Annotated in this window: 21 protein-coding genes and 1 pseudogene; 13 read left to right on the top strand and 9 right to left on the bottom strand. The window is 69.1% G+C overall.

Annotated elements, in window-relative coordinates:
- Positions 1-112: 112 nt before the first annotated feature.
- The 3 genes and pseudogenes from AB8M46_RS07555 to AB8M46_RS07545 all read left to right on the top strand — a co-directional run bounded on the left by AB8M46_RS07555 (position 113) and on the right by AB8M46_RS07545 (position 3,061).
- Positions 113-1,660, top strand: a complete 1,548-nt coding sequence (locus tag AB8M46_RS07555; RefSeq protein WP_394359922.1) for an alpha/beta hydrolase — start codon at positions 113-115, stop codon at positions 1,658-1,660.
- A gap of 17 nt (positions 1,661-1,677) precedes the next feature.
- Positions 1,678-2,148: a cyclic pyranopterin monophosphate synthase MoaC gene (moaC, locus tag AB8M46_RS07550; protein ID WP_240599443.1), complete on the top strand. Its 471-nt coding sequence runs from the start codon at positions 1,678-1,680 to the stop codon at positions 2,146-2,148.
- Positions 2,145-3,061 (top strand): annotated as a pseudogene (locus AB8M46_RS07545) (molybdenum cofactor biosynthesis protein MoaE). The gene moaC and the pseudogene AB8M46_RS07545 overlap by 4 nt, the downstream one beginning before the upstream one ends.
- Before the next feature lie 216 nt (positions 3,062-3,277).
- Here AB8M46_RS07545 and AB8M46_RS07540 read toward each other — a convergent pair.
- The 4 genes from AB8M46_RS07540 to moaA all read right to left on the bottom strand — a co-directional run bounded on the left by AB8M46_RS07540 (position 3,278) and on the right by moaA (position 6,649).
- The gene (locus AB8M46_RS07540) at positions 3,278-3,910 is read right to left on the bottom strand and encodes a transglycosylase family protein (RefSeq protein WP_037335640.1); all 633 of its coding nucleotides are present in this window, start codon (positions 3,908-3,910) and stop codon (positions 3,278-3,280) included.
- A gap of 455 nt (positions 3,911-4,365) precedes the next feature.
- Positions 4,366-5,217, bottom strand: coding sequence for a phosphatidylinositol-specific phospholipase C/glycerophosphodiester phosphodiesterase family protein (locus tag AB8M46_RS07535; RefSeq protein WP_394359921.1), 852 nt, complete (start codon positions 5,215-5,217; stop codon positions 4,366-4,368).
- Between the two features lie 111 nt (positions 5,218-5,328).
- The gene (locus AB8M46_RS07530; protein WP_037335646.1) at positions 5,329-5,583 is read right to left on the bottom strand and encodes a MoaD/ThiS family protein; all 255 of its coding nucleotides are present in this window, start codon (positions 5,581-5,583) and stop codon (positions 5,329-5,331) included.
- A gap of 1 nt (position 5,584) precedes the next feature.
- The gene (moaA, locus tag AB8M46_RS07525) at positions 5,585-6,649 is read right to left on the bottom strand and encodes a GTP 3',8-cyclase MoaA (protein WP_394359920.1); all 1,065 of its coding nucleotides are present in this window, start codon (positions 6,647-6,649) and stop codon (positions 5,585-5,587) included.
- A 79-nt stretch (positions 6,650-6,728) separates the two neighbouring features.
- Between moaA and AB8M46_RS07520 the strand changes: the two genes are divergently transcribed.
- The 7 genes from AB8M46_RS07520 (at position 6,729) to AB8M46_RS07490 (ending at position 11,946) form a co-directional block, all read left to right on the top strand.
- Complete coding sequence (locus AB8M46_RS07520; RefSeq protein WP_394359919.1) at positions 6,729-7,193, top strand: MarR family transcriptional regulator; 465 nt, start codon at positions 6,729-6,731, stop codon at positions 7,191-7,193.
- 33 nt (positions 7,194-7,226) lie between these two features.
- Positions 7,227-7,631 carry a molybdopterin-binding protein gene (locus AB8M46_RS07515; protein ID WP_005156143.1) on the top strand — a complete coding sequence of 135 codons (405 nt, stop codon included), beginning with the start codon at positions 7,227-7,229 and terminating at the stop codon, positions 7,629-7,631.
- Positions 7,628-8,380, top strand: a complete 753-nt coding sequence (modA, locus tag AB8M46_RS07510) for a molybdate ABC transporter substrate-binding protein (RefSeq protein WP_378427646.1) — start codon at positions 7,628-7,630, stop codon at positions 8,378-8,380. Before AB8M46_RS07515 ends, modA begins: the two co-directional genes overlap by 4 nt.
- Positions 8,381-8,450: 70 nt before the next feature.
- Complete coding sequence (locus AB8M46_RS07505; protein WP_350597039.1) at positions 8,451-9,227, top strand: ABC transporter permease; 777 nt, start codon at positions 8,451-8,453, stop codon at positions 9,225-9,227.
- Positions 9,224-10,288 (top strand): sulfate/molybdate ABC transporter ATP-binding protein, encoded by a 1,065-nt coding sequence (locus AB8M46_RS07500; RefSeq protein WP_394359918.1) that lies wholly within the window; start codon positions 9,224-9,226, stop codon positions 10,286-10,288. The genes AB8M46_RS07505 and AB8M46_RS07500 overlap by 4 nt, the downstream gene beginning before the upstream one ends.
- Positions 10,289-10,298: 10 nt before the next feature.
- The gene (locus AB8M46_RS07495) at positions 10,299-11,093 is read left to right on the top strand and encodes an HAD-IIA family hydrolase (RefSeq protein WP_007033377.1); all 795 of its coding nucleotides are present in this window, start codon (positions 10,299-10,301) and stop codon (positions 11,091-11,093) included.
- 37 nt (positions 11,094-11,130) lie between these two features.
- Positions 11,131-11,946, top strand: a complete 816-nt coding sequence (locus tag AB8M46_RS07490; RefSeq protein ID WP_037335654.1) for a metallophosphoesterase family protein — start codon at positions 11,131-11,133, stop codon at positions 11,944-11,946.
- A gap of 3 nt (positions 11,947-11,949) precedes the next feature.
- Here AB8M46_RS07490 and AB8M46_RS07485 read toward each other — a convergent pair whose 3' ends face one another.
- Together AB8M46_RS07485 and AB8M46_RS07480 are read right to left on the bottom strand one after the other, a co-directional pair.
- The gene (locus AB8M46_RS07485; protein ID WP_016337560.1) at positions 11,950-12,324 is read right to left on the bottom strand and encodes a YccF domain-containing protein; all 375 of its coding nucleotides are present in this window, start codon (positions 12,322-12,324) and stop codon (positions 11,950-11,952) included.
- A complete protein-coding gene (locus AB8M46_RS07480; protein ID WP_394359917.1) occupies positions 12,324-13,085 on the bottom strand; it encodes a PhzF family phenazine biosynthesis protein in 762 nt (253 codons plus the stop codon). The genes AB8M46_RS07485 and AB8M46_RS07480 overlap by 1 nt, the downstream gene beginning before the upstream one ends.
- Positions 13,086-13,218: 133 nt before the next feature.
- On the opposite strand from AB8M46_RS07480, the gene AB8M46_RS07475 reads away from it, so the two are divergent.
- Together AB8M46_RS07475 and AB8M46_RS07470 are read left to right on the top strand one after the other, a co-directional pair.
- A complete protein-coding gene (locus AB8M46_RS07475; protein WP_394359916.1) occupies positions 13,219-14,877 on the top strand; it encodes an AMP-binding protein in 1,659 nt (552 codons plus the stop codon).
- Positions 14,878-14,956: 79 nt separating this feature from the next.
- Positions 14,957-16,099, top strand: coding sequence for a hypothetical protein (locus tag AB8M46_RS07470; RefSeq protein ID WP_394359915.1), 1,143 nt, complete (start codon positions 14,957-14,959; stop codon positions 16,097-16,099).
- A gap of 58 nt (positions 16,100-16,157) precedes the next feature.
- On the opposite strand, the gene AB8M46_RS07465 is transcribed toward AB8M46_RS07470, so the two are convergent.
- Both AB8M46_RS07465 and AB8M46_RS07460 read right to left on the bottom strand, forming a co-directional pair.
- On the bottom strand, positions 16,158-17,129 hold the full coding sequence (locus tag AB8M46_RS07465; protein ID WP_394359914.1) for a R2-like ligand-binding oxidase: 972 nt from the start codon (positions 17,127-17,129) through the stop codon (positions 16,158-16,160).
- Positions 17,126-17,737 (bottom strand): TetR/AcrR family transcriptional regulator, encoded by a 612-nt coding sequence (locus AB8M46_RS07460; protein ID WP_174491991.1) that lies wholly within the window; start codon positions 17,735-17,737, stop codon positions 17,126-17,128. Before AB8M46_RS07460 ends, AB8M46_RS07465 begins: the two co-directional genes overlap by 4 nt.
- Positions 17,738-17,831: 94 nt before the next feature.
- Here AB8M46_RS07460 and AB8M46_RS07455 point away from each other — a divergent pair, with 94 nt between their 5' ends.
- The gene (locus AB8M46_RS07455; protein WP_125733339.1) at positions 17,832-18,449 is read left to right on the top strand and encodes an HAD family hydrolase; all 618 of its coding nucleotides are present in this window, start codon (positions 17,832-17,834) and stop codon (positions 18,447-18,449) included.
- Here AB8M46_RS07455 and AB8M46_RS07450 read toward each other — a convergent pair.
- The gene (locus AB8M46_RS07450) at positions 18,421-18,666 is read right to left on the bottom strand and encodes a hypothetical protein (protein ID WP_394359913.1); all 246 of its coding nucleotides are present in this window, start codon (positions 18,664-18,666) and stop codon (positions 18,421-18,423) included. The two genes, AB8M46_RS07455 and AB8M46_RS07450, sit on opposite strands and share 29 nt — an antisense overlap.
- Positions 18,667-18,707 lie beyond the last annotated feature (41 nt).

The following is an 18,707-nucleotide window of genomic DNA, read 5'->3' as shown; positions in this document are numbered from 1 at the left end:
GCCGTCATCACTGAGGCCGACATCGAGGCCGACTTCAGGGTGACGACTCCGCCGATGGCCCGCTCATAGGCTCGGCTCCGACCAGGAAGTCGATCATGACGGGGGTTTGGGGATGACTCGCTCTGTCCTGAGCAGGATCGGGACACTCACGGCCGCGGCGGTCACCATGGCGGTACTCGTACCGGCCACGGCGTCCGCCGCGGTTTCGTCTGTCAGCTGGGGGCCGTGTCCGGAGGACGCGGCCGCGCCCGGCGTGGAATGCGCCACCTTGAAGGTCCCGCTCGATTACCGCAACCCGGGCGGGAAGACCATCGACGTCGCCATTTCCAAGCTCGCCAGCACCAAACCGGCGAAGCGGCGCGGCATCATGCTCACCAACCCGGGTGGCCCCGGCGGCCCAGGGCTGACCATGCCCGCGGGGTTGCGGGCGGCGGGCATGCCGTCGAGCGTGCTCGACGCGTACGACATCATCGGCTTCGATCCGCGCGGAATCGGCCGCAGCACGCCGGTCACCTGCGACCTCAAGCCCGAGCAGCAGGTCAGCAACGTCCCGTTGTACGCGCGCGACGCCGCGGCGGTGGCGGAGCGCGCGAAGTACGTCGAGGGCGTCGCGAAGCAGTGCGCCGACTCGAAGACGGCCGCGAACCTGCCGTACATCACCACGGCCAACACCGCCCGCGACATGGACCGCATCCGGGAGGCCTTGGGCGAGGAGAAGCTCTCGTACTACGGCGTCTCGTACGGCACGTACCTGGGCGCCGTGTATTCGACGCTGTTCCCGCGGCAGACCGATCGCATCGTGCTCGACAGCGCGACCGGTCCGGGCGGGCTCGACACGACCGGGTCTCGCCGGCTGGCGGAGGGGTTCCAGGACCGCTTCCCGGACTTCGCGAAGTGGGCGGCGGCGCGGCACGCGAGCTACGGGCTCGGCCGTACTCCACAGCAGGTGACGGCGAAGTTCTACGAACTCGTCGCCAAGCTCGACGGCGGCGCGGTGCCGGGGGTGGACGGCGCGGCCTTCCGGGCGGGCACGTTCGGTTCGCTGTATTCGACCGGCTCCTTCCCGGTGCTGGCCCAGCAGTGGCAGGCGCTCGACACCGAAGGCGTCGTGAAGCAGACCGCTCAGGCTCAGCAGCTCGACGTGGCGCAGCTGCTGTCCGCGCAGCTGCACGTGGTGTGCAACGACGTGAACTGGCCGGAAAAGGTCGCAACCTACCAGCGCAACGTCGAGAAGGACCGGGTGCGGTACCCGATGTTCGGCGCCGCCGCGGCGAACATCTGGGCGTGCGCCTACTGGCCGTCCGAGCCGATCGAGCCGCAGGTGCGGATCGGCGACCGGGGTCCGTCGAACATCCTGGTCGTGCAGAACCTGCGTGACCCGGCGACCCCGCTGAGCGGGGCCAAGGAGATGCGGCGCGCGCTGGGTGACCGGGCGCGGATGGTGTCGGTCGACGACGGCGGGCACGGGGTCTGGCTGAGCTCGGAGAACGCCTGCGGCAACAACGCCGTCAACCGGTTCCTCGTGGACGGCAAGCGTCCCGTGCACGACACGGCCTGCGCCGCGGACCGGGGCGGGCTCTTCGCCTCGATGACGCCGGAGCAGCGTCAGGAACGGGAGAAGGCCCTCGGCGAGGTTCGCTCGAAGCAGCGGATGTTCTGAGGACTAGCCTGCTGGGCGTGAGTGAACTCAGCCACGTCGACCATACGGGCGCCGCCCGTATGGTCGACGTTTCCGGCAAGACGCCCACCGCCCGCATCGCGCTGGCGGGCGGCACCGTGCACACCACGGCCGAGGTGCTCGGCCTGCTGGCGACGGACGGGCTCCCCAAGGGCGACGCGCTCGCGACCGCGCGGATCGCGGGCATCATGGGCGCGAAGAAAGTGCCCGAGCTGATCCCGCTCTGCCACCAGATCGCGTTGTCCGGCGTGAAGGTCGAGTTCGTCCTCGACGAGACCGCCGTGCACATCACCGCGACCGCGAAGACGAACGACCGGACCGGCGTCGAGATGGAGGCGCTGACCGCCGTCGCCGTCGCCGGGCTGACGCTGCACGACATGATCAAGGCCGTCGATCCGGCGGCGACCCTCGACGACGTCCGCCTGATCCGCAAGGACGGCGGCAAGACCGGGACCTGGGAGCGGCCGTGAACCGGGTCGCGAGGGTGATCGTGGCGTCGAATCGTGCCGCGAAGGGCGTCTACGAGGACACGACCGGCCCGGTCATCACGGACTGGCTCGCTTCACGGGGCTGGGAGGTGCCAGCGCCCGTCGTCGTCCAGGACGGCGAACCGGTCGGCGAAGCCCTGCGGGACGCCGTCGCGGCCGGGGTCCAGGTGATCGTGACGACCGGCGGCACCGGTATCTCGCCGACGGACCGCACCCCGGACGTCACCCGCGCCGTCCTCGACTACGAACTCCCCGGCGTCGCGGACGCGATCCGCGCCGCCGGACTACCCAAGGTGCCCACCGCCGTGCTCTCGCGCGGCGTCGCGGGCGTCGCGGGCCAGACCCTCGTGGTGAACCTGCCCGGTTCACGCGGCGGGGTGAAGGACGGCCTGGGCGTACTGGACGGGATCCTCGACCACGCCGTCGACCAGCTGGCGGGCGGCGACCACCCACGGGAGGCACAGCAGTGAGCGTTCGGGTCGCACGGATCGCGGTGGTCGACGAGCCGCTCTCGGTCGAAGAACACGCCCGGCTGGTGGACGACGCGGCCGCGGGCGCCGTCGTCACCTTCGGCGGGGTCGTCCGGGACCACGACGGCGGGCGGTCGGTGGAGAGGCTCGCGTACGAAGGGCACCCCAGCGCCGCCGACGTGCTCGCGGAGGTCGTCACGGACCTCTCGGGGAAGTGGGAAGGTGTGCGAGCGGTCGCCGTCAGCCACCGGCTGGGCGCGCTGGCCATCGGGGACGTCGCGCTGGCGTGCGCCGTGGCGGCCGAGCACCGGGGCCAGGCCTTCGCCGCCTGCTCGGAGCTGGTCGACGAGGTCAAGGCGCGGCTGCCGGTGTGGAAGCACCAGCACTTCAGCGACGGGAGCGACGAATGGGTCAACTCGCCGTAGCGGGGTGAGCCGGCCCCAGGCCCGCCAAGTGTCATGAAAGGGCCGTTCAGGACATTTTTCGTCCTGAACGGCCCTTTCATGACATCTGGAGGCACGACCGGCCCCGGACACGACAAAGCCCCACCGCCGGGGGAATGGCGCGGTGGGGCCTTGTCAGTCGTGACGTGGCCGCGCGGGGAATCCCGCGGGCATCACGACTTACTCGTGCTCAAGAGCTCACTTGGTGGCGAGCTTCTGGCCGACGACGATGAAGTCGGCGTTCGACACGTAGTCCTTGTTCAGCTCCTGCAGCTTCTGGTAGCCGCCCTGGACGTTGAACTTGGAAGCGATCTTCGACAGCGTGTCGCCGGCCACGACGGTGTAGTCACCCGCCGGGTTCGAGTTGGCGACGTTCGCGGCCGGGGCCGGAGCCTGCTGCTTCTGGACCGGCGCGGTCGACTTCTTCGGGGTCACCTTCTTGGTGGCCTTCGGGGCGCTCGACTTGGCCTTGGCGGGGCTGGCGGAGCCGCCCTTCTTGCCACAGTGCGGCCACGCGCCGATGCCCTGGCCCTGGAGGACCCGCTCGGCGACGGCGATCTGCTGCTCACGCGACGCGTTGTGCGCGCTGCCGGTGCCGCCGTAGGCGCGCCAGGTGCTCTGCGAGAACTGCAGACCACCGTAGTAGCCGTTACCGGTGTTGGTGCTCCAGTTGCCGCTGCTCTCGCACTGCGCGATGGCGTCCCAGTTGGTCGCCGACGCGGGGGTCGCGGCGATTGCGAGGGGAGCGCCGACCGCGACACCCGCAATGGCGACGCGGGCGATGTGACGGGTGGCGGCGGACATCTTGCGGTGCTTGCCTCGGTAAGACATGTGAATAAATCTCGCTCCCTGCGCCTACGAGTCGGTGCTGAGGGAAGACCCGCGGGTCTTGGCCGGCCGTTGCGGGCCGGCTGACTTCGCCTGACGCACGACGCGTCGGCTCGGTCCCCTCGTCCCTGTCCGGAAATGCTTTCGCTCGGGGTTGGGTCCGGGAATCCGTTGGACAGGGCTCGGCGCTACGGGTTCCCGGTGTTGCGTGGTCGGTCGGGGCCAACCGAAAAGCGACGGTACGTAACGAACGGCCGGGACGGAAATTATTCGAGCTGTGACCTACATCACAGTAACAGCACGCAACCCATAACGATTCGGCTGTTTATGCAGGTCAGCGGGCCGTTATCTGGCCGTTTCCTGACCGAGATAATTCACGGATCGTGAGGCTTGCATCACGTGGATTAAGGGATGACTGGCCCATTCGTGCGCCTTCGCGCGCGAATGGGCCGCGCACTTTAGCGAGACCTCAAGAAGTTCGCCAGCCCTGGCAGGTCATCCGTATTCAGGTGGTCGACCCCGGCGGCGACCAGCTCTTTCCACAACGCGTCACGGCCGGGCCCGGCGGCGTCCGGCGTGGCCCAGAAGCGCACGCGCTGACCCGCCGCGTGGGCCCGCTTGACCAGGTCGTGCAGTTTCGCCCGCTCCTCGGCGGGGAAGGGGCCTTCGCCGGTCCAGGTGAACAGCCCCGTCCAGGAGTCCGAGACCAGCGGGGTGACGCGCGGGTCCGAGCCGATGCCGAGGTCGTTCTGATCCTTGATCCGGCCGTCGTAGAAGGCGAGCCGGAACTTCTGCCCGAGCATCACGTCCTTGGGTCGCCCGCCGGAGATCACGGCGGTGACGGCCCGCTTCTTCACGTGACCGAACGCGTACAGAGAGAAGAGGAAGGAGTAGCGCGGGTCGTGCAGCCGCTTCTCGAGCGCCGCGTAGGTGCTGTTCGCGTCGCCCTTGACGTCGATCAACAGCTGGAACTCCGCGCGCTGCCGATAGACGCCGACGCCGTGGTTGGCCAGCACGCGCTTGCGCAGCGGCTCCAGGTAGAGCGACTCCAGGGTGCGGTCCGGGCGGGTGTCCGCGAGGTCGTGGGCGACCAGCAGCTGCCCGTCCACCAGGTAGATGTCGGCCTCGACGCTGGTGAAGCCCTGATCGAGCGCGTCCTGCAGCGGACGGGTGTGCTCGTAGTCGTTGTGGCTGTGCGCCTGCGGCAGCGGCCTGACGCCGCGTTCATGGGCGGAGGCCGGGGCGGTCGCGAGGCTCGTGGCGACGACCGCGGCGAGCAGCGCGGCGAGGATACGGCGGGGAGTGATCACTGGCGCATCCTCGGCTGCTTCGGCGACCGGACGGTGAACTCGAGACGGCGAGCAAGGGACCTTTGCTACCACTTTCGAGGTTCCCGCAGGTCAGCGATGGTCGGCGGCGGGTCAGCCGCCGGCGAACGGGGGCAGGACGTCCAGTTCGGCCGCGTCGGTCAGCGGCCGCGTGAGATCCCGCACCGCGACGCCGTCCAGTAGATAGGAGACCGCGTCGAGCAGCTTCGGCAGCTTCTCCGGGTGGAGTTCGCGAAGGCGGGCGACGGCGTCGGCGACGCGGGCGCCGTCCGGGAGCGTCACCTTCTCCTCGTCGAGGCCGACGGCCGCGCGAGCCGAAGCGAAGTACCGCACCACGATGGTCACCATGTCAGCCGCCGATCGCGCTCATCGGCCGGATCGGCTGCGCGAACCCGGCCTCGTTGATCTCGTGTCCGGCGAGCTTGCCCCACATGGTCGCCCGCCAGGCGTCCGCCACCTCTTCTTCGCGCGCGCCCGCGCGCACGAGGGCACGCAGATCCGTCTCGTCGTTGCTGAACAGGCACGAGCGCACCGCGCCGTCCGCGGTCAGCCGGGTCCGCTCGCAGGCGCCGCAGAACGGCCGGGTCACCGACGCGATCACGCCGACGTCGCCGGGGCCGCCGTCGACCAGCCAGCGTTCGGCGGGCGCCCCGCCCCGCGCGGCGGGGAACGGCGACAGCGAGAACTCCTCGCCGAGCATGCCGAGGATCTCCTCTGCGGTGATCATGTCGCCCCGGTTCCAGCCGTGCTGCGCGTCCAGCGGCATCTGCTCGATGAACCGCAGGTGATACCCCTCGGCGAGGCAGAACTTCAGCAGCGGCACGGCCTGGTCTTCGTTCAGCCCGCGCATCAGCACCGCGTTGACCTTCACCGGGTCCAGCCCGGCTTCGCGCGCGGCGGCCATCCCGGCGAGTACGTGCGAAAGCCGGTCGCGACGCGTGATCGTCTCGAACAGCGCGGGGTCGACGGTGTCCAGCGAGACGTTGATGCGGTCCAGCCCGGCGTCGGCGAGCGACTTCGCGCGTTTCGCGAGCCCGATCCCGTTGGTGGTCATGGAAAGCCGCGGCCGCGGTTCGAGCGCCGCGACCCGCTCGACGATCTTCTCCAGCCCTTGGCGCAGCAGCGGTTCGCCACCGGTGAGCCGGATGTCGGTGATCCCGAGCCGTTCGACGGCGATCCGCAGCAGGAGCACGAGTTCGTCGTCGGTCAGCACGTCCGCGCTCGGCATCCATTCGAGCCCTTCGGCGGGCATGCAATAGGTGCAGCGCAGATTGCACTTGTCGGTGAGCGACACCCGCAGGTCGGTCGCCACGCGGCCGAAGGTGTCGATCAGAGCGGGGTTGTCCGGCCTGGGCACGCTGGGGCGACCACGTGTACCGGGGACACGGGGAAACCCGAGATCGACTGCTGTCATTGACACCAGACTAACCCCGAAGCGGGCGAAAACCGACTGTCTAGAATCTCATTTCGCACCGAATCGGAAGGGTTTCCGGATGGCGAAATATCCGCTCTCGGCGGACGAATTGGCCCGGTTCGCCCATCTCGGCAGGGAAAGCAGCACGCTGACCGTTCTCCGGCACGCGCGTATCGCCGAGCGGATGGGCCTGTCCGCCACCGACCACAAGGTGCTCGAACTCGCCGGGCAGGCGCCGGGACCGTTGACAGCGGGCAGGATCGCGGAGCTGACCGGGCTGTCGACGGGCGCTGTGACCGGAGTCATGGACAGGCTCGAGAAGGCGGGTCTCGCCCGCCGCGTCCGCGACACCGCCGACCGCCGGAAGGTCCTGATAGAGGTCGTTCCCGGCGGCATGGAGCGGTACGCGCCGCTCTTCGAATCCGCGTACACGAACATGAAGTCGGTGCTCGAACAGTTCTCTCCCGACGAGCGGAAAGTGCTGGAGCGATTCCAGAGCGCGGTGCTCGATGGCCTCCGCGACGAACTCCCCGGTTCCGCATAGCTTTTCCGTATCTGCGGAAGTAATCTTCCAGGCATGCCGCAATTTCGGTTGTCTGAGGCCGCTCGTCTGCTCGGCGTCAGCGACGACACCGTCCGCCGCTGGGTCCGCGCCGGCCAGCTCACCGCGTTCGACGACTCGGCGGGCCGCAAGGTCGTCGACGGCGCCGAACTCGCCGCGTTCGCCAAGGCGCAGGCCGAACAGCCCGAGGATCCGTCGAACGTCGGCCGCTCGGCGCGCAACCGCTTCGTCGGCCTCGTCACCGAAGTCGTCACGGACAAGGTGATGGCACAGGTCGAGCTGCAGTGCGGCCCGCATCGCGTGGTCTCCCTGATGAGCGCCGAAGCCGTCCGCGAACTCGGGCTGCGGCCGGGGGTGCTCGCGGTCGCCGTCGTCAAGGCGACCACCGTCGTGATCGAAACCCCGGAAGGAAGCCGATGAGGAGACTCGTCCCCGCCCTGCTCGCGCTTGCACTGGCCGCGACCGCCTGCGGTTCCGGGGAGCCGGCCGCGGAGGCCAAGACGCTGACCGTGTTCGCGGCGGCGTCGCTGACCGAGTCGTTCGGGACGCTCGGTAAGCAGTTCGAGGCGCGGAACCCCGGGGTGACCGTGAAGTTCAGCTTCGAGGGTTCCTCGGCGCTGGTGCAGAAACTGACTCAGGGCGCCAAGGCGGATGTGTTCGCCTCCGCCGATCAGGCCAATATGGACAAGGCTGCCAAGGGAGAGCTGCTCAACGGGCAGCCGTCGGTGTTCGCCACCAACCGGCTCGCCATCGCGGTCGGCAAGGGCAACCCCAAGGGCATCAAGGGCCTCGCCGACCTCGCGAAGGACGGATTGACCGTGGTCGTCTGCGCTCCGCAGGTGCCGTGCGGGTCGGCGGCGAAGAAGGTCCAGCAGTCGTCCGGGGTCACGCTCAAACCGGCCAGTGAGGAGCAGGACGTCAAGTCGGTGCTCGCGAAGGTGCAGTCGGGTGACGCCGACGCCGGCCTCGTCTACGTCACCGATGCGACGTCGGCGGCCGCGAAGGTGGACAAAGTGGACTTCCCCGAGGCCGCGGGCGCGATCAACAGCTACCCCATCGCGGTGGTGAAGGACGCTCCGCAGGCTCAGCTCGCCGGGCTGTTCAGGGACTTCGTCCTCAGCGAGGAAGGCAAGAAGGAATTGGCGAAGGTCGGTTTTGGCGCGCCGTGACCCCGCGTTTCGTCCTCTGGATGCGGTAGATGCACGCGCAACGACCGCATTCAGAGGACTAAATGCGGGGGTGCCGTGGGTGCTCTGGCCGCCGGCGATCTGCGCGCTGGCGCTGGTGGTGCTGCCGGTCGTCGGCCTGCTGGTGCGGTCGGACCTGACGCGCTTCCCGAGCCTCATCACCTCGACGTCGTCGCTGAACGCGCTCAAGCTCTCGCTGCTCACCGCCGGACTGTCCACTGTGGCCTGTGTGCTGCTCGGTGTCCCGCTCGCCGTGGTGCTCGCGCGTTCGGGGGCGCGCGGTGTCCGTGTGCTGCGTGCGGTGGTGCTGCTGCCGCTGGTCCTGCCGCCGGTGGTCGGCGGCCTGGCGCTGCTGTATCTGCTGGGCCGCAAGGGTTTCCTCGGCGTCCTGGTGACCACGCTGACCGGCGAGCAGGTGCCGTTCACCACGGCCGCGGTGGTCATCGCGCAGACGTTCGTGGCGATGCCGTTCCTGGTGGTCAGTCTCGAAGGCGCCCTCCGCGGCGCCGGTGACCGGTACGAACGGGTCGCCGCGACGCTCGGCGCCAAGCCGTGGACGGTGTTCCGCCGGGTCACGCTGCCGCTGCTGCTGCCCGCGCTGGGCTCGGGCATCGTGCTCAGCTTCGCGCGGGCGCTGGGCGAGTTCGGCGCGACGATCACCTTCGCCGGAAGCCTCGAAGGGGTGACCAGGACCCTGCCGCTGGAGGTCTACACCCAGGCCGAGGTCGACGTCGACAGCGCCGTGGCGCTCGCCTTGCTGCTCATCCTGGTCGCCGTCGCGGTGATCGCGCTCGCCCGGCCCCGCGCGCTCGAAGGAGTCCGGTCGTGACCCTCTCGGCCGAGATCGCGCTCCGGCGCGGCGAGTTCACCTTGGACGTCGGCTTCGAGGTCCCCGACGGTGGAGTGCTCGCGCTGCTCGGTCCGAACGGGTCGGGCAAGTCCAGTGTGCTCGGCTGCCTCGCCGGTCTGCTCCGGCCGGACCGGGCACGGATCACGCTCGGCGGGCGTGGCCTGGCGGGCCTGCCGCCGCACGCGCGCGGGATCGGCCTGCTCTCCCAGGACGCCCTCCTCTTCCCTCATCTGTCCGCTTTGGACAACGTCGCCTTCGCGCCGCGCTCGACCGGAGCCGGGCGCGCCGAGGCGAAGCGGCGCGCGCGGGACTGGCTGACCGAAGTGGACGCGCTCGAACTCGCCGATCGACGGCCCGCCCAGCTCTCCGGCGGGCAGGCGCAGCGGGTCGCGATCGCGCGGGCACTGGCCGCCGAACCGGGACTTCTGCTGCTCGACGAGCCTTTCGCGGCGCTGGACGTCGACGCGGCGCCCGCCATCCGGGGGCTGCTCCGCCGGGTGTTGCGTTCCGGACCGCCGACCGTCCTGGTCACGCACGACCCCCTCGACGCGCTGGCGCTGGCCGATCACGTCGCCGTCCTCGACGGCGGCCGGATCGTCGAACGCGGCGAGACCCGCAAGGTCCTTTCCGCGCCGCGCACGGCGTTCACCGCGCGGATCGCCGGGCTGAACCTGGTGCCCGGCGTCGCCGTCGAAGGCGGTTTGCGCACGTCAGGCGGGCAGTTGGCCGGTATCCCGGCCGAGGACGTCGTCGAGGGCGAAGCAGCTGTCGCCGTCTTCGCGCCCAGCGCCGTCGCCGTGTACCTGCGCGACGGCGAGCACCGGGGCAGCCCGCGCAACACCGTCGAGGGAATCGTCGACGCGCTCGAACCACACGGACCGGTGATCCGTGTCCGGGCCCGCGGTGACGGCTGGGCGGCGGGTCTCGCCGCCGACCTCACCCCGGCCGCGGTCGCCGAACTGGCGCTCGAACCCGGCACACCGGTCAATCTTTCGGTCAAGGCGGCGTCCGTGGCTGTTCACGCCGTCTCGGATCATTAGGGTGAGAGGTATGAACGAGCGCCGTTGGACCTACCTCAGCGACATGGATGGCGTGCTGGTGCAGGAGGAGCATCTCGTGCCCGGCGCGGACGAGTTCCTCAAGGAGCTGCGCGCCAACGACATCGGCTTCCTGGTGCTGACCAACAACTCGATCTACACCCCGCGCGACCTGCGGGCGAGGCTCGAGCGGACCGGTCTCGACATCCCCGAGGAGGCCATCTGGACCTCCGCGCTGGCGACCGCGAAGTTCCTCGCGTCGCAGCGGCCGAACGGCTCGGCGTTCGTGATCGGCGAGGCCGGGCTCACCACGGCACTGCACGAGGTCGGCTACGTGCTGACCGAACGCGACCCGGACTACGTCGTGCTCGGCGAGACGCGCACGTACAGCTTCAGCGCGATAACCCGCGCGATCAGGCTGATCGAAGGCGGCGCGAAGTTCATCGCCACCAACCCGGACGCCACCGGCCCGAGCATGGAGGGCTCGATGCCCGCCACCGGTTCGGTCGCCGCGCTGATCGAGAAGGCGACCGGCCGCTCGCCGTACTACGTCGGCAAGCCGAACCCGCTGATGATGCGTTCCGCGCTGCGGCGGCTGGGCGCGCATTCGGAGTCGACGCTGATGATCGGCGACCGGATGGACACCGACGTCCACTCGGGAATCGAGGCCGGATTGCAGACGATCCTGGTGCTCACCGGCATCTCCACGCGGGAGAGCGCGGAGCACTACCCGTACCGGCCGACCAAGATCATCGACTCGATCGCCGATCTGGTCGGGCGCACCGCCGACCCGTTCGGCGAAGGCTGAGCGACACGACGGCATGCGGAGGGCTTATCGTCAGACGATGCACGACGATCAGCCCACGTCCCCGACCTATGTGGTCGGTGACGTGCACGGACACCGGGACGAGCTGGCCGAGGCGCTCCGGGAGAAGGGGCTGCTCGACTCCGACGACGACTGGGCCGGCGGCGAAGCGACCCTGTGGTTCCTCGGCGACTTCGTCGACCGGGGGCCCGACGGCGTCGGCGTCATCGACCTGGTGATGCGGCTGGAACGCCAGGCCGCCACGGCGGGCGGGCACTGCGGGACGCTGCTGGGCAACCACGAGATCCTGCTGCTCGGGATGTACCACTTCGGCGACACGGAGGTGCCGTCCGACTTCGGGCCGCGCAGCTTCGCCCGCAGCTGGGAGATCAACGGCGGGCTGCTCGAAGACCAGGACAGGCTCACCCCGCAGCATATCGAGTGGCTGACCTCGCGCCCGCTGCTGACGCTGGCCGCGGATCACCTGCTGATGCATTCGGACACGCTCGAGTACCTCGGCTGGGGCGAGGACATCGACGGGATCAACGCGCGTGGCCGCGAGATCCTCGAAGGCAGTGACATCGAGGCCTGGTGGGACGTGTGGCGGCGGATGACCACGCGGTACGCCTTCCGCGGCCCGGAGGGCGCCGACGTCGCGCAACAGCTCATGGACCGGCTCGGCGGCGAGCGGATCGTGCACGGGCACAGCGTCATCGCCGACCAGCTGGGGATCCACCCCGCGCAGATCGAGGGACCGTATCTCTACGCGGGCGGGAAGGCGCTGGGGATCGACGGCGGGTTGTTCGTCGGCGGTCCGTGCCTGATCATCCCGCTGCCTTGGGAACCCGAGGACTGAGCCTCAGGGGAGTTCCACGATCTCCTTGCCCAGCGGCATCAGCGACACCGGGATCATCTTGAAGTTCGCCACGCCCAGCGGGATCCCGATGATCGTGATGCACAGCGCCACCCCGGTCAGCACGTGGCCGATGGCGAGCCAAAGGCCGGCGAAGATGAACCAGATGACGTTGCCGATCGTCGACGCGGCCCCGGAGTCGCGCCGGTCCACCACGGTGCGGCCGAACGGCCAGAGCGCGTACGCCGCGATCCGGAACGACGCCAGTCCGAACGGGATGGTGACGATCAGGATGCAGCAGATGATGCCGGCGACGATGTAGCCGAGCGCCATCCACAGGCCGCACAGCACGAGCCAGATGACGTTGAGGATCAGGCGCATCAGACGTGCAACTCCCCGCTGGCCACGGTGACCGCCTGCCCCGAAAGCAGGACGCGGTCGCCTTCGAGTTTCACCCGGACGATGCCGCCGCGGGCCGAGGCCTGCTCGCCGACGAGCTTGTCGCGGCCGAGCCGGGCGGCCCAGTACGGCGCGAGGACGCAGTGCGCGGAGCCGGTGACCGGGTCTTCGTCGATGCCGACGCCCGGCGCGAAGAACCGGGTGACGAAGTCGATCCCGTCCACGTCACCCGGTGCGGTGACCATGAGCCGTCCGGTCCAGTGCGCGCGCAGCGCGGCCAGGTCCGGGGCGAGCGAACGCACCACCGCGGCGTCGTCCACCACCGCGAACAGGTTGTGCTTGCTGCGCCCGACGTACTCGAACTCCAGCCCCGGCAGGATCGACGACAGATCGTCGTCCGACTCGCGGGGCGGATCCGACGGGAAGTCCATCGACACCCAGCCGTCCTCGGCGCGGCAACGCAACTCGCCGCTTTTCGTCGTGAAGGTCTGCTCGCCGCCGAGGACGTGCGTGGTCGCCAGCGTCGCGTGCCCGCACAGGTCGACTTCGGTCTCCGGCGTGAACCAGCGAAGCGCCTTCGGCCCGTCGCCACCGACCTCGACGAAGGCCGTCTCGGCGTGCTTCAGCTCGGCGGCGACGGACTGCATCCAGCCCGCGTCGCCCGGAGCGTCCAGCAGCACCACGCCGGCGGAGTTACCGGCGAAGGCTTCGGAGGTGAAGGCGTCGACGATGTAGAGGCGCATGCCCTCGACGATATCGGCCGCCGCCGGAGCGGGCCTCCGGGTTTCCCCTGAGGTGGTCTCCACTTGCAGGTGGCCGCCGTCACGCCACGTTCCTAGACTCGACGCGTCGATGCCGCCGAACGCAGGAGTCTCCATGCCCGACGCCCCCGCAGTACCGAGCTACGCATCGGGAATCTCGGACACCCCGCTGCTGGGGGACACCATCGGCGACAACTTCGATCGCACCGTCGCCGCCTTCGGCGACCGGGACGCGCTCGTCGACCGCGCTGCCGGGAAACGCTGGACGTACACCGAACTCGCGGCCGAAGTGGACGCGCTCGCGCTGGGCCTGCTCGACCTCGGGATCGCCAAGGGCGACCGCGTCGGCATCTGGTCGCCGAACCGCTGGGAGTGGACCTGCGTCCAGTACGCCACCGCGAAGATCGGCGCGATCCTGGTCAACATCAACCCGGCGTACCGCTCGCACGAACTCGAATACGTGCTGAACCAGGCCGGGATCAAGCTCATCGTGGCCGCGAATTCGTTCAAGACCTCGGATTACGCGGGCATGATCGCCGAAGCGGGCCCGAAGTGCCCGGCGCTGGAACACGTCGTGCTGCTCGACAGCCCGGAGTGGCCGTCGATGCTGGAGATCGGCCGCAAGGCCGACCGCGCGCCGCTGGTGAAGCGGCAGGCCGAACTCTCCGCGGACGACCCGATCAACATCCAGTACACGTCCGGCACCACCGGCTTCCCCAAGGGTGCCACCCTCAGCCACCACAACATCCTCAACAACGGCTACTTCGTCGGCGAACTCTGCAACTACACCGAAGCCGACAAGATCTGCATCCCCGTGCCCTTCTACCACTGCTTCGGCATGGTGATGGGCAATCTCGCGGCGACGAGCCACGGCGCCTGCATGGTCATCCCGGCGCCCGTGTTCGAGCCGAAGGCCACTCTCGAAGCCGTCGCGGCCGAGAAATGCACGTCCCTGTACGGGGTTCCGACGATGTTCATCGCCGAACTGGCCGACCCGGACTTCGCTTCCCACGACCTGTCCTCGCTGCGGACCGGGATCATGGCCGGCTCACCGTGCCCGGTCGAGGTGATGAAGCAGGTCATCGATCGGATGGGCATGGCGGAGGTGTCGATCTGCTACGGCATGACCGAGACGTCGCCGGTTTCGACGCAGACCCGCGCGGACGACTCGGTCGAGCGGCGGGTGTCGACGGTCGGGCGGGTCGGGCCGCATCTGGAGGTCAAGGTCGTCGATCCGGAGACCGGGCTGACCGTGCCGCGCGGCGAACCGGGCGAACTCTGCACCCGCGGCTACTCGGTGATGCTGGGTTACTGGGAACAGGCCGACAAGACGGCCGAGGCGATCGACGCGGCGCGGTGGATGCACACCGGCGACCTCGCGATCATGGATGCCGAGGGATACGTCAACATCACCGGCCGCATCAAGGACATGGTCATCCGCGGCGGCGAAAACCTGTACCCGCGCGAGATCGAGGAATTCCTCTACACGCATCCCGATATCCTCGATGCGCAGGTGATCGGCGTCCCGGACGAGAAGTACGGCGAGGAACTCATGGCCTGGGTCCGCATGCGCGAGGGCGCGGAGCCGCTGACGGCCGAAGCGGTGCGGGAGTTCTGCGAGGGCAAGCTGGCGCGCTACAAGATCCCGCGCTACGTGCATGTCGTCGAGGAGTTCCCGATGACGGTGACCGGCAAGGTGCGCAAGGTCGAGATGCGGGCGGAGTCGATCAGCATCCTCGGGCTGGAGAAGGCGGCGGCCACCAAGCACGCCTGACACTTCGAGGCAACCTGTCACACCGTTGTCGCGTGTTCCCTTCGTGGCGGACCCGAACCGCCGCGAAGGGGAGAAAGTCATGACACTCAAGCGAAGCAGAAGAGTTCTCGCTCTGGCCGGCTCGCTGGCGGCGCTGCCGCTGATGCTGCCCGGCGTGGCGGCCGCCGCCACCGGGCCGATCGATCTGGGCACGCTGCCGGGGGATCAGTACAGCGAGGTCAACGCGGTCAACGACGACGGCGTCATGGTCGGTTCGTCGACACCGCTGGAAACCCAGATCAAGTACCACGCGGCGAAATGGGACGCGCTGGGCCGGATTTCCGCGTTGCCCGGCCTCGGCGGCGAGCAGAGCAAGGCGACGGACGTCAACCGCGGTGGGGTCGCGGTCGGCTGGGCCCACAAGGACGCGAACTGGAACCAGGCCGCGGTCAAGTGGGCGCCCGACGGAACGGTGACCGCGTTGCCGTACCTGCCCGGCGGGGATTACGCGACCGCGAACGCGATCACCGACGGCGGCGTGATCGTCGGCGCCGGGCGCGCGGCGGACGGGACGATGCACGCGGTCCGGTGGAACCCGGACGGCAAGGTGGTGGATCTCGGCGGCTTGCCGGGCGGCGCCTACGCGAACGCGGAATGGATCACCCCGGACGGCAGGACCGTGGCCGGAACGGCGTCCGACGCCGCGGGGAACAACCACGCCGTCCGCTGGAACCTCGACGGCGCCATCACCGACCCTTCCCCCGGGAATCCGAACAGCACCCCGGAGGACATGAACGACTTCGGCGTGATCGTCGGAAGCGCGGAGGTGAACGGCACCACGAAACCCGTGCGGTGGGAACGTGACGGGCGGATGACCTGGCTCGACTGGCCGGAACGGGATCCGGGCTGGGCGCGGGCGGTGAACAACGCCGGTGTCGCGGCGGGTGGCGGCTATCTGGTGTTCGGCACGACGAGCCCGGTCAAGTGGAACCGCGCGGGTGCTCGCACGACACTTTCGACCGGACGCGGACTGGGTTACGACATCGACCGGCTCGGCACGGTCGTGGGCCTGGAGAACAGCGTCGCGACGAAGTGGTCGGCGAACGGCACTCCGACGGTCCTCGGCGGGTTGCCGGGCGGTTCCTACAGCGTCGCCACCCACATCGCGGCGAACGGGACGGTCGTCGGCTTGTCCGACAACGAAAACGGTCGTACTCACGCCGTTTACTGGCCCGCCGGCTAATGCGCGTGAAGGCCCCCTTCCCTCGACTGAGCCGAGGGAAGGGGGCCTTCACGCGCCATCAGGCCGCGGAGTTGGCCGCAGCCGCAGCGATCGCCTTCGCGTCTTCTTCGCCGAAGGTCTCTTCGAGGTTCTCCGGTGAGTAGTCGAGGTCGATCTGCTCCACCGGCATCCCGCGCGCGGACTCGATCGCGCCGATACGCCGCTGCGCCCGGTCCGCCGCGTACTGGATGATCTCCTCGGGATCGTTGTCGAACGGGATCTCCTCGAACTGGTCCTGCACCCACTGGATCATGCCCAGCGCGTGGGGGAGCAGTTCGCCCATCCGCTGCTGCACCGCGTCCCACAGCGAATCGTCGGCGGCCACGTGACGGCGGCAGGTGAAGGTGCCCCACGCCATGTGGCGGCGTTCGTCGTCGCCGATACGGCGCACCAGTTCCTGCATACCCGGCAGGATGTCGTGCTGTGTGCAGATCAGCTGCCACGAGTAGTACCCGGTCAGCGCGAGACTGCCCTCGATGACGTGGTTGTAGGTGACGCTCGCGCGGATCTGGTTGAGCGGACTGGGATCGTCTTCCAGCGCGCGCAGGGACTGCGGCAGCTCTTCGTAGAAAAGCTTGCGGTAGTGGGGATTCTCCGCGACGTACGGGTGCAGGTCTTCGGTCAGCCCGACGGAGTCCATCCAACGACGGAACACCTCGGTGTGCTTGGCCTCCTCGAAACAGAACTGCGTCAGGTACATCTCGTCGCCGAAGCGGCCGGTCGCGGACATCGCCCGCATGAACGGCTGGATGTCTTCGGTGACCGCCTCTTCGCCCGCGATGAACTGTGCCACCAGATAGGTCGTCGACCGCTGCTGTTCCGGGTTGAGGCTTTCCCAGCCTTCGCGTTCACGGGAGAAGTCGATGTCGGCCGGGTTCCAGAACTTCTTGTTCCCCTTGACGAACAGCCGCAGCGGGAACGAGTCCCAGTTCAGCCCGCCCTTGCGCAGTGAGGAGAAACCGGTCCGCAGTTCGGAGAGCGTGTCGGTCATGATGTCCCCTTCGAATCGGTGGTCAGCGCCCGTATCGCGGGTGCCAGCACGGCGACGACCGCCGCCGCCGCCTCGTCGGCCGAATGCGTCGGCATGACGAGATGGGACAGGGAAAGCCGCACGACGGTCTCCGCCAGCAACGTGGCGGATTCCGGGGAGAGCGACGGCTCGAACTCGCGGTACTGCCCGGCCGCGACTTCGGTGGCCGCGGTCAGGATCGGTTCGCCCTTGGTGGTGAGCAGGGGAAGCAGGTCCTCGCCCGCTTCGGTGCCCAGCGTGGTCGCGACGAGCCGGTTCTCACGGGCGTGCTCGATCGTGTACACGACCGCCTCGCGGATCCCGTCGCGCAGGTCCAGCGCGTCCTGGACGCGCACGCGGATGCCTTCCAGGAACTCCGAAGTCGTCCGGAGGACCACGGCTTCGGCGAGCGTGCCCTTGTTGCCGAACTCGTTGTAGACGGTCTGCCTGCTCACGCCGGCGCGGGCGGCGACGTCCGCCATCCGCAGCGCCGTGTAGCCGTGTTCGGTGAGCAGCTCGGTGGCCGCGTCGAGCAGTGCCTCCCGCAGAGAGGCCTTGGTCCGATCGGAGAAGCTCGTGATCTCGCCCACACTTTCAGCTTGACACAGATCACGCGCATGTCAAAGAAGTTGACGGGTGTCCGTCCGGTGTAAATCGGTCGGTGGCGGCGGCTACCGTGATCGTGTGGGCATCACCGTGGGGTTCGACCTCGACATGACACTGATCGATCCGCGGCCGGGCATGGTCGCGGTGATGAACGCGCTCGGCGTGGAATCCGGCCTGCCGCTGGACGGCGAATACTTCGCGGCCAACCTCGGCCCGCCCCTCGACGCCAGCCTGCGGGGTTTCGGCGCGCCGGAGGAGCGCATCCCGGAGCTGGTGGCGCGGTTCCGCGCGATGTATCCGGAGACGGTCGTGCCGGTGACGGTCGCGATGCCCGGCGCGGCCGAAGCCCTGCACGCGGTCCGCGAGGCGGGCGGGCGCACCGTCGTCGTCACCGGCAAATACGCGCCCAACGCGAAACTCCACCTGGACGCGCTCGGCCTGGAGGTCGACGTCCTGGTCGGGGAACTGTGGTCGACGGAGAAGGCCGCCGCGCTCACCGAGCACGGCGCCCGTGTCTACGTCGGGGATCACGTCGGCGACATCCGCGGCGCGCTGGCGGCGGGCGCGGTCCCGATCGGCGTCACGACGGGCCCGTGCACCAAGGAAGAGCTGCTCGCGGAAGGAGCCGACGTGGTGTTCGACTCGCTGACCGAGTTCCCCGGCTGGCTCAGCTCTTTCGGCGAGCCTCGCGGATAAGGGCGATCAGGCCGAGGGCGAGCCCCAGCGGAGTGATCACGCCCGCCGCGGCGGAGAGCCACGCCGGCAGGTTCTCGAGCCCGGCGGCGAACATGACGAAAACCGCTGTGACGGCGATCATGCCCAGCGCGAACAGGCCGATGCCGACGCGCATGAGGATCGGTTTGCCGGGCTTTTCGGGGACGGCCACAGCGGCCTCCTTTACTGCGGTCTCCATGAAGGAGAGGGTATCCGCCGGTATCCGCTTCTCCACAGGGC

This window comes from Amycolatopsis sp. SB7-3 (assembly GCF_041021335.1).
Taxonomy (GTDB): Bacteria; Actinomycetota; Actinomycetes; order Mycobacteriales; family Pseudonocardiaceae; genus Amycolatopsis; species Amycolatopsis japonica.
This window is presented reverse-complemented; position numbering and strand designations above follow the sequence as displayed.